Annotated in this window: 16 protein-coding genes; 9 read left to right on the forward strand and 7 right to left on the reverse strand. The window is 63.3% G+C overall.

Annotated features, from left to right (window positions below; all coding sequences use genetic code 11):
• Window positions 1-268: 268 nt before the first annotated feature.
• Window positions 269-775: an Hsp20/alpha crystallin family protein gene (locus FJ940_RS16645; RefSeq protein ID WP_140565959.1), complete on the reverse strand. Its 507-nt coding sequence runs from the start codon at window positions 773-775 to the stop codon at window positions 269-271.
• Between the two features lie 78 nt (window positions 776-853).
• A complete protein-coding gene (locus FJ940_RS16650; protein ID WP_140657198.1) occupies window positions 854-1,336 on the reverse strand; it encodes an Hsp20 family protein in 483 nt (160 codons plus the stop codon).
• Between the two features lie 26 nt (window positions 1,337-1,362).
• Here FJ940_RS16650 and FJ940_RS28500 point away from each other — a divergent pair, with 26 nt between their 5' ends.
• The gene (locus FJ940_RS28500; RefSeq protein ID WP_181165362.1) at window positions 1,363-1,512 is read left to right on the forward strand and encodes a hypothetical protein; all 150 of its coding nucleotides are present in this window, start codon (window positions 1,363-1,365) and stop codon (window positions 1,510-1,512) included.
• Window positions 1,499-1,921 carry a DUF982 domain-containing protein gene (locus FJ940_RS16655; RefSeq protein ID WP_224619266.1) on the forward strand — a complete coding sequence of 141 codons (423 nt, stop codon included), beginning with the start codon at window positions 1,499-1,501 and terminating at the stop codon, window positions 1,919-1,921. The genes FJ940_RS28500 and FJ940_RS16655 overlap by 14 nt, the downstream gene beginning before the upstream one ends.
• A 123-nt stretch (window positions 1,922-2,044) precedes the next feature.
• Here FJ940_RS16655 and FJ940_RS16660 read toward each other — a convergent pair whose 3' ends face one another.
• Window positions 2,045-2,323 carry an usg protein gene (locus FJ940_RS16660; RefSeq protein WP_140549407.1) on the reverse strand — a complete coding sequence of 93 codons (279 nt, stop codon included), beginning with the start codon at window positions 2,321-2,323 and terminating at the stop codon, window positions 2,045-2,047.
• A 24-nt stretch (window positions 2,324-2,347) separates the two neighbouring features.
• Window positions 2,348-2,689: a hypothetical protein gene (locus FJ940_RS16665; protein WP_246671042.1), complete on the reverse strand. Its 342-nt coding sequence runs from the start codon at window positions 2,687-2,689 to the stop codon at window positions 2,348-2,350.
• 336 nt (window positions 2,690-3,025) lie between these two features.
• On the opposite strand from FJ940_RS16665, the gene FJ940_RS16670 reads away from it, so the two are divergent.
• The 4 genes from FJ940_RS16670 to FJ940_RS16685 all read left to right on the forward strand — a co-directional run bounded on the left by FJ940_RS16670 (window position 3,026) and on the right by FJ940_RS16685 (window position 6,048).
• Window positions 3,026-3,340 carry a co-chaperone GroES gene (locus FJ940_RS16670; RefSeq protein WP_140513826.1) on the forward strand — a complete coding sequence of 105 codons (315 nt, stop codon included), beginning with the start codon at window positions 3,026-3,028 and terminating at the stop codon, window positions 3,338-3,340.
• 57 nt (window positions 3,341-3,397) lie between these two features.
• Window positions 3,398-5,029 (forward strand): chaperonin GroEL, encoded by a 1,632-nt coding sequence (groL, locus tag FJ940_RS16675; RefSeq protein WP_140513825.1) that lies wholly within the window; start codon window positions 3,398-3,400, stop codon window positions 5,027-5,029.
• A gap of 72 nt (window positions 5,030-5,101) precedes the next feature.
• Window positions 5,102-5,413 carry a hypothetical protein gene (locus FJ940_RS16680; protein ID WP_224518917.1) on the forward strand — a complete coding sequence of 104 codons (312 nt, stop codon included), beginning with the start codon at window positions 5,102-5,104 and terminating at the stop codon, window positions 5,411-5,413.
• Between the two features lie 338 nt (window positions 5,414-5,751).
• Complete coding sequence (locus FJ940_RS16685) at window positions 5,752-6,048, forward strand: DUF982 domain-containing protein (RefSeq protein WP_140657200.1); 297 nt, start codon at window positions 5,752-5,754, stop codon at window positions 6,046-6,048.
• An 88-nt stretch (window positions 6,049-6,136) separates the two neighbouring features.
• Here FJ940_RS16685 and FJ940_RS16690 read toward each other — a convergent pair whose 3' ends face one another.
• The gene (locus tag FJ940_RS16690; protein ID WP_140657202.1) at window positions 6,137-7,039 is read right to left on the reverse strand and encodes a LysR family transcriptional regulator; all 903 of its coding nucleotides are present in this window, start codon (window positions 7,037-7,039) and stop codon (window positions 6,137-6,139) included.
• Window positions 7,040-7,173: 134 nt separating this feature from the next.
• Here FJ940_RS16690 and FJ940_RS16695 point away from each other — a divergent pair, with 134 nt between their 5' ends.
• Window positions 7,174-7,812, forward strand: coding sequence for a DsbA family protein (locus FJ940_RS16695; RefSeq protein WP_140657204.1), 639 nt, complete (start codon window positions 7,174-7,176; stop codon window positions 7,810-7,812).
• A gap of 34 nt (window positions 7,813-7,846) precedes the next feature.
• Window positions 7,847-8,458 (forward strand): NAD(P)-dependent oxidoreductase, encoded by a 612-nt coding sequence (locus FJ940_RS16700; RefSeq protein WP_140657206.1) that lies wholly within the window; start codon window positions 7,847-7,849, stop codon window positions 8,456-8,458.
• A 77-nt stretch (window positions 8,459-8,535) separates the two neighbouring features.
• Here FJ940_RS16700 and FJ940_RS16705 read toward each other — a convergent pair whose 3' ends face one another.
• Together FJ940_RS16705 and FJ940_RS16710 are read right to left on the reverse strand one after the other, a co-directional pair.
• The gene (locus tag FJ940_RS16705; protein ID WP_140657208.1) at window positions 8,536-9,990 is read right to left on the reverse strand and encodes an ROK family protein; all 1,455 of its coding nucleotides are present in this window, start codon (window positions 9,988-9,990) and stop codon (window positions 8,536-8,538) included.
• A gap of 35 nt (window positions 9,991-10,025) precedes the next feature.
• Complete coding sequence (locus FJ940_RS16710; RefSeq protein WP_140657210.1) at window positions 10,026-10,934, reverse strand: tagatose-bisphosphate aldolase; 909 nt, start codon at window positions 10,932-10,934, stop codon at window positions 10,026-10,028.
• A 285-nt stretch (window positions 10,935-11,219) separates the two neighbouring features.
• Between FJ940_RS16710 and FJ940_RS16715 the strand changes: the two genes are divergently transcribed.
• Entirely contained in the window at window positions 11,220-12,125 is a 906-nt protein-coding gene (locus tag FJ940_RS16715; protein ID WP_140657212.1) for a sugar-binding domain-containing protein, read from the forward strand.
• Window positions 12,126-12,365 lie beyond the last annotated feature (240 nt).

Below are 12,365 nucleotides of genomic sequence, written 5' to 3' on the forward strand. Positions count from 1 at the left end.
ATTTGAGAACCCTCATCACAGCCCAGCAAACACCCAAAGCCGACGCCCAAGGTCAAAAACAAAGCCCGCAAAACCAAACACAATCCGCCCGCCAAAGCCCAGCCAAGCCAAAGCGACCAGGGGGGCGGGCAAGCCGGGCCACCGCACAAAAGACAGACCTGTCGCCGAAAATAATCCAGCCGGCAAAGCAATGGCGTCCGCAGTGTAAGCCGTCAACATCTCGACCTGAACCGGCGGGTGGGTTTGTCCAACCGCCGGCATAGGTGGTTCAACTCTTGATTTCGATCCGCTTTGCCTGCGCTTGCGCTTTCGCGGTCTTCGGCAATGTAACCGTCAGGACGCCGTTCCTGAAGCGCGCTTCGACATTGTCTTGCTCTACCTCGACGCCGAGCGGAATGCGGCGCTCGAAACGGCCGTAATAGCGCTCGGAGAACTGGCGCTCCTTGTCCTCGGTCTCGGACCGCTTTTCGCCCTTCAGGGTCAGCACGTCGTCATCGAGCAGGACCTCGATGTCCTTTTCCTCCATGCCGGGCACTTCGGCCGTGACACGGACCTCCTTTCCAGTGTCGGAGATCTCGACGCTTGGCCAGCGTGCGCCCTCGGCGGCAACGGCAGACAAGGATGGCAGCCCCGAACCGAAACCACGGAAAACATCGTCGAAAAGACGGTTGACCTCGCGGTGCAACGACATGAACGGATCACGTTCGCCATCGCGCAAAAGGCTGGGCACCTGTCCGCGTTCCCGGCCAAAAGGAATGAGATCACGTACGCTCATTGTCTTTCTCCTCTTTGCTTGCGTCTCCACCACCGGGCGACCGGCGTCCGGTTGGTGGAAGCCCTGACCCGAATTGCCTCACGCGGCCTGTTTTTCCACTTGCACGGGCTTTGCCGCGGATTTTTCCTTGGCTTTGGCCATGCTGGTGCCGATCTCGATCTTGCGCGGTTTCATCTCTTCGGCAATCTCACGCTGAAGATCGACGGTCAGGAGACCGTTGACGAGGCCGGCGCCGGTCACCTTCACATGGTCGGCAAGTTCGAAGCGTCGCTCAAACGGCCGTCCGGCGATGCCGCGATGCAGGTATTCGCCATTGTCCTCTCCGGCACGCTCGCCGGCGATGACGAGCATGTTGGGTTCATGCACGATGCTCAATTCGTCTTGACTGAAGCCGGCTACCGCCATGGTGATGCGGTAGGCGTCGTCACCGGTCCTGGAGATATCGTAGGGCGGCCAGTTGTCGACGTTCGCCGTGCGGCTGGCATTCTCCAGCAGGTCGAAAATACGGTCGAAGCCTATGCTCGACCGATAGAGTGGTGAAAAGTCGAAAGCGGTTCTCATAGCCATATCCTCCTTCGCTGAGCAACATGGGTACGAGGAGTGCCAAGGATGCGGCACTCCTTGACCTGCCGGCCCTTCCGGCGCCGGCGGAATCGATCTGGGAACTGACGGGCGTGGCGTCAAGAGGCCTGATCGAACGTCTCGTCGAGATTCCGGCGGCCCTTGACGCGGCCTGAACGGCTGACCATCTCGATCACGGATGGACGGTCGCCGGTGACGCCATCCGATTGCTTACTCGCAAAAAGACGTCAAAAAACGGAGGAAGTGATGAACGATATTCGGTTTCCCCAGCCGATTACCCTCGAATTGTCGGACGCCCCACGCAAGGTCGCCAGCAGCTTCGAGGCTCTGGAATGCCTGGATCAACAATGGCCGAAATGGGCGCGCGGACCAAGCTGGCGCGCCGCCGGCCGTGCATGCCGTGATGCGCTGGATGGCTGGCGCAGCGGGCGTGCCGCCTACAAGGCCTTCTTGAAGGCGGCCAAGCGAGCCGGCCTGACGAGGGGCCGCTCCGCTTCGCCCCAGCAATTCCGTTCCGCGGCGATGTCAAGGACGGCCCAGCCGATGGCTGTCAGAGCAGGATGACACGAATCCCATCACTCATCCTGCTCGGGAACTCTGATTTTAGGTATGCTCAATCGAGCCTTTGAGCGCGCCGCGTTGCAGGCGACGCGCTTCAGGTTTTTTGATCCGCTCAATGTGATCCGCTCAATGGATGGCAACGATGCCGTCAACGGCGCGCCATTCCGACGGTGTGATTAGACGATGATGTGCGACGCGCACGGAATGCAGCGCGCCGTCCAGTTCGCTTTCCCAATAGCCAAGGAAGCCCTTCAGCTCCGGGAAATCGGGAGCGAGGTCGTATTCCTGCCAGACATAGAGCTGCAGCAGGTTGGGGTAGTCAGGCATATGATAGTGAATCTCGGCCGTGGTCAGGCCGTAGCCATCCATCTGCAGGCGGAATTCTCTGCTGACCGCAGTCACCATATGTTTCTCCTTTCGCTTACGACCTTATGCATTCATCCTGGCGAAGTCGTGCCGGAATTCATCCGGCGTGGACCGCGGCGCCGGCACGTCGATGTCGAGCTTGCACAAGGCCTCCATGATGTGGTCGAAGGAAACCGGCCGCTCGACTCCCGGCGGCAGGCGCAGTTCCGGCATCGACTCCACCGCGCAGGCATCCGAGGCCCAAGACGACAGGATCGCCCGCTTTTCCCAGAGGTCGAGCGCGTCGTCTTCCAATACCTCGTCAGGATGTTTGAAGTGCCTCGCCGGCGAAAGCAGCCGGTCAAGCGAGGTGTCGGGCGTGTCAGTCAGGGAAGGCATGATCGGCGGAAATTTATGTCGGTCCATCGCTGTCCTCCGTCTGCAAAAACTCCTCGATAGCGTCCAGTTTCCGGCTGTGCTTCGGCAGCGCCGGCCAGGATAATCTTGTTGGCTCTTCACCAAAATTCAAGCGGTGAAATCGTCGACCTGGCGAGAATCCCTGCATGATAACAACGCGTTGGCACTCTCATGCGACGAGTGCCAAAATTTTTGCGCGGACCTCTTGAAACCGGAAAATTCCAAAACTAGCTCGATATGCGCGCGCGATGCCTGAACAAGGGTCGCGGCACCTCTTGCCGGGCCGATATTGCCGGTCCGGCGCGGAGGAACCTCAAAAACTGTTTGTCCTTGAAGGAGAACGACATGACGTTCCGCCCATTGCACGACCGTATCCTGGTCCGCCGCATCGAAGCCGAGGAGAAAACGGCTGGCGGCATTATCATTCCCGACACAGCCAAGGAAAAGCCGCAGGAAGGCGAGGTGATCGCCGCCGGCCCCGGCGCCCGAAACGAAGCCGGGCAGCTACAGCCGCTCGACGTCAAGGTGGGTGACCGCATTCTGTTCGGCAAATGGTCCGGCACCGAGATCAAGCTCGGCGGCCAAGACCTGATCATCATGAAGGAAAGCGATGTGATGGGCGTGATCGAGCAGACCGCGACCGTGAAGAAGGCCGCCTGACGGCTTCTTGCCAAGTTATCAGTCAACGAAAGCTGCCTAAATTGAAGGAGTGATCCAATGGCTGCCAAGGAAGTGAAATTCCATACCGAAGCCCGCGAGAAGATGCTGCGCGGCGTCGACATTCTGGCCAATGCGGTGAAGGTGACGCTCGGTCCCAAAGGCCGCAACGTCGTTATCGATAAATCCTTCGGCGCGCCGCGCATCACCAAGGATGGTGTGACGGTGGCCAAGGAGATCGAACTGGAAGACAAGTTCGAAAACATGGGCGCGCAGATGGTGCGCGAAGTCGCTTCGAAGACCAACGACATCGCCGGCGACGGCACCACAACCGCGACCGTTCTGGCCCAAGCCATCGTCAAGGAAGGCGCCAAGGCCGTCGCCTCGGGCATGAATCCGATGGATTTGAAACGCGGCATCGACAAGGCCGTGGAAGCGGTCGTCGCCGAACTGAAGGCCAACGCCCGCAAGGTGACGAAAAACGATGAGATCGCCCAGGTCGGCACCATTTCGGCCAATGGCGATCCCGAGATCGGCCGGTTCCTCGCCGAGGCGATGGAGAAGGTCGGCAATGAAGGTGTCATCACGGTGGAGGAGGCCAAGACCGCCGAGACCGAACTGGAGGTGGTCGAAGGCATGCAGTTCGACCGCGGCTATCTCAGCCCGTACTTCATCACCAACCAGGACAAGATGCGCGTCGAGCTCGAAGAGCCCTATGTGCTGATCCACGAGAAGAAACTGTCCAACCTGCAAGCCATGCTCCCCGTCCTCGAGGCAGTCGTGCAGTCGGGCAAGCCGCTGCTGATCATCGCCGAGGATGTCGAGGGCGAGGCGCTCGCCACGCTGGTCGTGAACAAATTGCGCGGCGGCCTGAAGGTCGCGGCAGTCAAGGCGCCCGGCTTCGGCGATCGCCGCAAGGCGATGCTGGAGGATATTGCCATCCTCACCGGCGGCACGGCGATCAGCGAGGATCTCGGCATCAAGCTCGAGAACGTCACGCTGCAGATGCTGGGCCGCGCCAAGAAAGTGGTGATCGAAAAAGAAAACACCACCATCGTCGACGGCGTTGGCCGCAAGGAAGAGATCCAGGGCCGCATCGCCCAGATCAAAGCGCAGATCGAGGAGACTACCTCCGACTACGACCGCGAGAAACTGCAGGAGCGGCTGGCGAAGCTCGCCGGTGGCGTCGCCGTCATCCGTGTCGGCGGTTCGACGGAAGTCGAGGTGAAGGAGCGCAAGGACCGTGTCGACGACGCGCTGCATGCGACCCGTGCGGCGGTCGAGGAAGGCGTGCTCCCGGGCGGCGGCGTCGCGTTGCTCCGGGCCGCCAAGGCGCTCGATGCCTTGCCGATCGACAATGCCGACCAGAGGACCGGTGTCGAGATCGTGCGGCGTGCGATCGAGACCCCGGTGCGCCAGATCGCGGAGAACGCCGGCGCCGAGGGCTCGATCATCGTCGGCAAGTTGCGTGAGAAGAGCGAGTTCGGCTGGGGCTGGAACGCCCAGACCAACGAGTTCGGCGATCTCTACGGCCAAGGCGTCATCGATCCGGCAAAGGTCGTGCGCACCGCGCTTCAGGATGCCGCTTCCGTCGCTGGCCTGCTGGTCACCACCGAGGCGATGGTGGCCGAGAAGCCAAAGAAGGAGGCCGCGACCCCTGCCATGCCCGCCGGCGCGGGCATGGACTTCTAGGACGCCGGGAGGCCGCCCGCTCCCACAAGTGGGAGCGGGCGCTTCCCGGGGAAAGTTTGGAGAGAGACCACTATGACCGGTATCGGTTCCGTTTCGGCGCCCACGCATCCGGCAAACGAATTTCTCGCCTACGAGGCAGAATGCAGGAGCGTGCTGGGGCCATTGTTGATGCGCGTTCTCGACATGGCCGAGTCCGCAGGCTGGAGCCGCCGTACGGCGGCGTCGACGCTGATGTTCCTGGCCGCGCAGCATGTGTCGGCAGCCTCGGAAGGCTCCGGCGGCTCAACCAGGGATGGAGGACGCGATCATCGGAGCCCCACAGCAAACGATGGACCGATGTCCGGTTGGGAAGAGGACCGACATGATCGTGGGCCAATTGCGTGAATGCCTGAAAACGTTGAGGTGGAAAGCGGCAGACCTCGTCGACGAGCTTGGTTGCCCGCAAAGCCAGGTCGCCGCCTGGCTCGATGGGCGGGCGCTTCCGCCGCTTTCCGTCCTTGCCTGGCTCGAGGCGCTCGCCAGGGCGCATAGGGCGCTACCGGCGCCTGGCCGAGGCTCGCCGGTGCTCAAGCCAAGCCCGGTCGAGCCAGCCGAGATCAGGCTCGTGGCCGCCGGAAATCCGACGACACCGGCGCACCCGCCCTATCCGCGCCGACCTGTCTTCGCGCACCAGGCTGCCCGACATGCTTCGGTTCGTTTGCCATCGAATGGAGGTTTAAATCATGGCACAGATGCGCTTTGAAGAACCCGTGACGATCTTGGTCGGAATGGGGCTTCCGGTAACGATCGAGACTGCGATGGAAGCATATGCCGTGTTGCAGGACTGGCCCGTTGCCAGCCGAAACGGCGCCCATGCCGTCGCCCTCAACGCTTGCAAAGCCGGCATTGCCGGCGAGATCGATGCGGAAACCGTGCGGGCGACCTTGATCGCCTTCGCGCGCCGCAATGACATTCTGGTGCCGAATATGATCTCGCCTGCGAGTACCGCGCCCAGCGGCCGCGCCGTGCGAGCGGATTGAGGATCTATACGCGACCTATCGGTGAGCGCCCCGGCGATCCAAAATGATCGGCCCGTCAGCCTTGAGCTGGCGGGCTGTCTCCGTCGCCTCAGGCCGTTTCGACGAGACGCGAGCGTTTCTTCTCGGCGGCCGCCAGCAACTCGACGAAGGCGCGGACCTTGGCTGGCCGGAACCGGGCCGGAGGGAAAACGGCATGGATGCCGCCGGCAGGCAACATCCAGTCGGCAAATACCGGCACGAGACGCCCCTCGGCGATATCGTCGCCGACACTGTAGTCGGGAAATACGCCCAATCCGATACCGGCGAGCACGCAGGCAAGAGCCGCCGGGCTCTTGTCGCACAGTTCGGTCAACACCGTTTCTCCCTCTCTTGAAAACAGCCATTGGCCGATGCCGCGCAGCTGGGCGTTGCCGACCCAGGCAAGCGATCTTGCCTGGCGCGGGGTGACATCGGGCGGCAGGCTTGCGGCGAAGGTCGGGTTCGCCACCACGACCTGCTGTATCGTGCCCAGGCGCCGCGCCTGATTGGACGAATCCGCAAGCCAGCCGACGCGGATGCCGAGGTCGATCTGCTCGTCCACCAGATTGCTGACGGCGTCATCGAAAATCGCCTCGACGCGCATATGCGGATAAGTTCGGAGATAGGCGGCCATGACCGGCGCAACGATCTTCGTGCCATAGTCGAGCGGCGCGGTCAGCCTCAGCATTCCCTTGGGTTCGATCGCCCCGTGCGAGATCTCGCCATAGGCCGCTTCGGCTTCGCGCAGGATGATCATCGCGCGGTCGTAGAACAGGCGACCCTCCTCGGTCGGCGTGACACGCCGCGTCGTGCGCCGCATGAGCGTCGCGCCCAATTCCTGTTCAAGCCTGCCGATCTGATGGCTGACCACGGCCTTGGCCACGCCAAGCCGGTCCGCCGCCGTGGTGAACGAGCCTGTCTCCATCACCGTGGTGAAATAGACAAGCCGATTGAGATTGAGGAGTTCGGTCACATGCTTTGTCTGATTAGATCAGACAGCTTGTATTATTGGGCACCGTTTATTGCAAGACCATCACCTGCCACATGTAAGCCAAGACATTTGGCGGACGGGGCAGCCAACGCCACGGTAACGGAGACCGGACGATCGTGGGCAATCCAGAAGTGACCTACCTTTTCGATCCGCTCTGCGGCTGGTGCTATGGCGCAAGCCCGATGCTCGAAAAACTGTCCGGCAGCGGCGTGCGCATCGAGCTCTTGCCGACCGGCCTGTTTTCGGGGGCAGGCGCCCGGCCGATGGATGGCGGTTTTGCCGCCCATGCCTGGGCGAACGACCAGCGCATCGAGCGGTTAACGGGACAGGTTTTCACGCAGGCCTATCGGGACAACGTGCTGAATGTTCGCGGCACGTTGCTGGATTCCCATGCCGCGACCCTCGCGATCACCGCAGCGGGCCTGGAAAATCCCGGCCGCCGGCTGGCCGCGCTGAAGGCGATCCAGAACGCGCGCTATGTCGACGGGCGCGATATCGTCACGGTCGGCGGTGTCGCCGAGGTGCTCGCCGACGCCGGCATGGCCGATGCCGGCGAACTGGTGAAGGCGCCAACCGAAGGATTGCTGACAGCTCACCGCGAACTGGTCGGCCGAGGCCGCGCGCTGTTCCAGCGCCTGCATTCCAACGGCGTGCCTTCGCTCGCCATCATCAGCAACGATGCGCCGCGCCTCATCGGTTCGAACGCGCTGTTCGGCAGTTTCGACAATCTCCTCGCTCATATCGCGGCCGCGTGATCCCCAACCGACTCCAACAAGGATGGAAAAAGACATGGCAAAAGTCGCTCTCATCGGCGCATCGGGCGCAGTCGGTTCGCGCCTGCTCAAAGAACTCTCCGGCCGTGGCCACACGGTCACCGGCATCGCCCGCAATCCTGAAAAAATCGCGGCGCTGCCTGACGTGACGGCCAGGAAGGGCGATGTCTTCGACATGGAAGGCCTGGCCAAGCTGATCCGCGGCCATGATGTGGTGACCAGTTCGGTGCATTTCCTCGACAGCGATGCCGACACGCTGATCGCCGCGGTGCGAGCCTCCGGCGTGAAGCGCTACCTGGTCGTCGGCGGTGCGGGCAGCCTTGAGGTCGCGCCCGGCAAGCGGCTGGTCGACACGCCCGAATTTCCCGACATCTACAAGGCCGAGGCGCAGAAGGGCGCCGACTTCCTCGACAAGCTGAAGACCATCGATGACCTCGATTGGACGTTCCTGTCGCCGTCCGCCATGTTCATCCCGGGCGAGCGGACTGGCAAATTCCGCCTCGGCAAGGACACGCTTCTGGCTTCGGACAAGGGCAGCAGCATTTCCTTCGAGGATTACGCCATCGCGATGGTCGACGAGATCGAGAAGCCCGCCCACATAAAGCAGCGCTTCACCGTTGGTTATTGACTAGGCAGGCCTCCCCACCTCGAAAGCGAAACGGCTTTCGAGGTGGGGAGCCCAACTGCTTCTTGTCCACCAACGTTCTAAACGTCGCCCGTCATCATCGCTCGCAGCCATGCCGTGATGGCATCGAGGTCGATCGGTTTCGTCGTGTCGACGTCGAAGAGCGGGCCGCGCCGCAGCGGTTCGGCGCGCCTGGCGAGTTCGATCAGTTCGGGGATATAGGCCGCGCCTGGATGGCCGGGGAGACGCTGGCCGAGCCGGGCGCCGTAACGCTCGGCAAGGACTTCGCCGGGCGCATGGCACCAGATTTCGACGGTCTGTTCGACCCCGGCATTCCTGAGATGATCCTCGAGCAGCTCGCGCGGCTGGAAACCGAACCAGGCGTCGACGATGAATGTGGAGCCCGCTGGGGCTTCGCCGACGACTGACCAGATCGCCTGATAGCTGGCGCGGCCGAGCGTGCGGTTGAATGCGCGGTCGCCGCCGCCGAGCACCTCGAGAAACGGATTCTTGATCGTGTCGAGCGCAAGCAACGGCCATCCCATGCGGTCGGCGATGCCGCGCGACACCGTGCTCTTGCCGCTGGCCGGGATGCCGTTGACCAGCACGGCGCGCCTGGCCGCGCCGGCTTGCACAAAATGCCGGCCAAAAATCGGCGCTGTCGCCATGTCTGTTCCGGCCAGCGCCTGCAATCCCGCCCCGATCACGCCGGCGTCGTCGCCGAGCTGCGCCGGCTCGACCGGGCACTGGTACCACGGCGCCAGGACCGGCGCGCGGCCGAGCGCCTTGTGTGCCGCCCAGCCAAGACCGCCGCCGAGCAGGACGACACCGGGGTCGAACATGGCGACGCTGGTATCGATGGCGGCACGCAAAGGCATTGCCCAGGCTTCGAGTATAGCGCGCGCCTGGACGTCTCCGGCGGCATTGCGGGCAAAGAGCTGGTCGACCGAAAGGTCGGGACGCAAGCCGGCCCGCGCGATGTGACGGCCGAGCGCGGTGCCCGAACTGGTGGTCTCGACACAGCCGCGCCGGCCGCAGGCGCATATCTCGCCGTTGACGTCGACGGTGATGTGGCCGAGCTGCCCGGCCGTTGCCCGGCCACGCACGATCCGCCGATCTTGAGCGACGGCGCCGCCGATGCCGGTGCCGATGGTGAACATGGCGATGTCGTCATGGCCCCGGCCGGCGCCGAGCGCCATCTCCGCGACCAGTGCCATGTTGCAGTCATTGTCGATGACGACGGGCTTGCCGGCCATGTCCTCCAGGCACTGCGCCAGCGAGACGGAGGCCAGATTGACATAGCCGCCGGACAGGACCGCGCGGCGATGCGCGTCGACGCGGCCGGGAACACCGATGCCAATGGCCGAAACCTCCGCTGTATCGAGCCGGCGCACCATCCCGGCGATTCGCGAGAGCACAAGCTGCGGGTCTGGCGCGCTCTTTTCGGACAGACGTTCGAGGATTTCGCCGGTGCCCGAAATGCGGGCGGCCCGCAGATTGGTGCCGCCTATATCGATCCCTATGCTGAGAGGCATGACGTCCTGCACGTGCCGGTGATCCAACGCAGATATCAGGCGGCGGCCTTGCGCCGGTGATACCCGATCACCGCCTGGATCTCACGCAATCGCGGCACCGCGATGGCCTTAAGCCTTTCGCGCTGAATGTCACGATCGAGCGAGATGCAGTCCTTCCACAGCGAGCGGCCGGCGATGACGCCGGAGGCGCCGTTCTGCATGGCAATCCCGACCTGGCCGAGGAAGGTGGCGTGGTTGACGCCGGCCGAAAGCACCGCCCACGGCACCTCGCCGGCCATTCTCGTGATGTTGGCGCAGGCTTCCGGCGTTCCGGGATACGGAAGCTTCAGCACCTTCGCCCCGCACTCCAGCGAGATCCTTGTGCCTTCCTCGACGAGCCAGGGGGTCTTCGCCGCATAATCTTCCGGGCTTTCGCCTTCGAGCTGATAGGTCAGGAATTCGACGACGAGCAACAAATCTTCCTGCCCAAAATCGGCGATGCATTGGCGCAGGATGGCGATGTTGTGCTCATTCGCTTCGGGCTTGTCGGCCCGCAGATACACCATGATCTTGCCGCCCGTGCCACCCAGTTCGCGCACGCGGCGCGCATCGATGCCGGGGACAAGGCGCGACAGGCGATAGCCTTCAGGCGAGACGTCGAAACCCGAGGCGTCGAGGCCGATAAGCAGCGCGGTATCGCGGTTCAGCACGCCCTCCTCGACAACCCGCGGCACCGCGCAGAGCGGGTCGAGCAGCACGCAGGACGCGGCACTTGCAAGGTAGCGCGTGATGTCGGCCTTGGTGTCGCCGAGCATGTCGTTGGTGATCCTGGCCTGTTCGGCCGGATCCGACGCCAGCAAGGTGCGCATGCCGCCGCGCTGGTCGCAGGCGATGGCCAGCATGGCCCCGTCCTTGCCGCATATCTGCTGATAGCCGCGCAGCTCCGCGGTGGTCATCTTTGTCATGGTCTCTGTCCGATGTTGGCGCTCTCTGGCCGAGGGCGCGGATCCCGTGGAAACAAGAATGTTCAGTTTTTGCCCGCCTGCCGGCAGGGGAGAATTGCCGTCTTGATGCGCCGTCCATTGCCCGGAAAAGCACACCTTGCCGGCGCCTGGGCAGGACGGCCTCAAGTTGCGAGTTCGCCGGATTTGCGCGATAACTCCCATCGGCGTATACGTGTGTAACACGTTGCTGAAAGGAATTGCAAGCTGACTGTCCCTCCCATTCAGGATGCGACCGCATCGCGCACGATGCTGCACACGGTCGCCAAACTGCATTACGAGGCGGAGATGTCGCAGGTCGATATCGCGCGGCAGCTTGGCGTCTCCACCGCGACCATATCGCGCCTCTTGCAGCGGGCGCGGGCGGAAGGGATCGTCCGTATCGAGGTTCTCGATCTGGCGGCACCTGAGGAGATCACCGGACAGCTAATCGATAGGCTAGGCCTGCGTGACGCAGCGGTGCTCGAGACGCCGGCCGCAGGCGCGCTGACGGCGCTGGCCGGCCCGCTCGGCGGCCTTCTCAAGCAGGCGCAATTGGTGGCCGGCTCCGTGGTCGCCATCGGCTGGGGGCGCGCGGTGCGCGAGGTGATCCGCGCCGGCCTGCCGCGCATTCCGGGCGTGCTGACCGTTGCCGCCACCGGCGGCATGCAGCAGCACGCGGCGCATTTTCAGGTTAACGAATTCGTCCGCCTCGCCGCCGAGGAGTTCGGCGGGACACCGCACTTCATTCATGCGCCCTATCTGCCTTCCAGTGAATTGCGTGAAGTCTTCCTTGGTGATGCCGCCATCAGCGATGCCGTCGCGCTGTGGGACAGGACCGATGTGGCGATCGTCGGCATCGGCCTGCCGCATGCCATCAATGCACCCGAGGCGAGCGCCGCCACGCCGAGCGAGCAGGCGCTGGTCCATGCGGCCGGCGATGTCCTTCGGCATTATTTCGATGCCGATGGCGCGCTGATCGCCTGGGAAGGAGAGGGCCGGATGATCGCTATGTCGCCGGCGCAGCTCCGCGCCGTGCCGCTGGTGATCGGTGTCGCGGCGTCGCCGGAAAAGGCGACGGCCATCATCGGCGCCGCTCGCGCTCAGCTGATCAACGCCGTGATAACGGATACGAAGACGGCGCAAGCCATCCTCGCTACCCTGCCGCCGCGATAGTGCCGCCCGCCGCCCCGCCGCCGCATTCCAGTTCGCGAGGGCGATTTTACGAAATCGGTTGTGCCGCCGAGAAGTCGAGGCAATAGTTCGGCGGGACTTTGTGGAGCAGTCGGATGTTGCGTGAAAAATCCGGCGTTGCGACCCGGAAAACCGAGTTGCAATTTATTTCTGCAAAGTGTTACAAGTTTGTGAACTTGGCGTGCAATGCATGCCGGGTGCTGTGGTTCTCTGACCTCGCGG

This window comes from Mesorhizobium sp. B2-3-7 (genome assembly GCF_006442695.1).
In the GTDB taxonomy this organism is placed as follows: Bacteria; Pseudomonadota; Alphaproteobacteria; order Rhizobiales; family Rhizobiaceae; genus Mesorhizobium.

What these genes read in the sequence shown, in the direction of transcription:
- FJ940_RS28500 (WP_181165362.1), top strand. Translation starts at nt 1,363, where the DNA reads ATGGGTACGAGGAGTGCCAAGGATGCGGCACTCCTTGACCTGCCGGCC.
- FJ940_RS16670 (WP_140513826.1), top strand. Translation starts at nt 3,026, where the DNA reads ATGACGTTCCGCCCATTGCACGACCGTATCCTGGTCCGCCGCATCGAA.
- FJ940_RS16710 (WP_140657210.1), bottom strand. Translation starts at nt 10,934, where the DNA reads ATGACAAAGATGACCACCGCGGAGCTGCGCGGCTATCAGCAGATATGC.
- FJ940_RS16685 (WP_140657200.1), top strand. Translation starts at nt 5,752, where the DNA reads ATGGCACAGATGCGCTTTGAAGAACCCGTGACGATCTTGGTCGGAATG.
- FJ940_RS16700 (WP_140657206.1), top strand. Translation starts at nt 7,847, where the DNA reads ATGGCAAAAGTCGCTCTCATCGGCGCATCGGGCGCAGTCGGTTCGCGC.
- FJ940_RS16645 (WP_140565959.1), bottom strand. Translation starts at nt 775, where the DNA reads ATGAGCGTACGTGATCTCATTCCTTTTGGCCGGGAACGCGGACAGGTG.
- FJ940_RS16650 (WP_140657198.1), bottom strand. Translation starts at nt 1,336, where the DNA reads ATGAGAACCGCTTTCGACTTTTCACCACTCTATCGGTCGAGCATAGGC.
- groL (WP_140513825.1), top strand. Translation starts at nt 3,398, where the DNA reads ATGGCTGCCAAGGAAGTGAAATTCCATACCGAAGCCCGCGAGAAGATG.
- FJ940_RS16660 (WP_140549407.1), bottom strand. Translation starts at nt 2,323, where the DNA reads ATGGTGACTGCGGTCAGCAGAGAATTCCGCCTGCAGATGGATGGCTAC.
- FJ940_RS16715 (WP_140657212.1), top strand. Translation starts at nt 11,220, where the DNA reads ATGCTGCACACGGTCGCCAAACTGCATTACGAGGCGGAGATGTCGCAG.
- FJ940_RS16665 (WP_246671042.1), bottom strand. Translation starts at nt 2,689, where the DNA reads ATGGACCGACATAAATTTCCGCCGATCATGCCTTCCCTGACTGACACG.
- FJ940_RS16705 (WP_140657208.1), bottom strand. Translation starts at nt 9,990, where the DNA reads ATGCCTCTCAGCATAGGGATCGATATAGGCGGCACCAATCTGCGGGCC.
- FJ940_RS16680 (WP_224518917.1), top strand. Translation starts at nt 5,102, where the DNA reads ATGACCGGTATCGGTTCCGTTTCGGCGCCCACGCATCCGGCAAACGAA.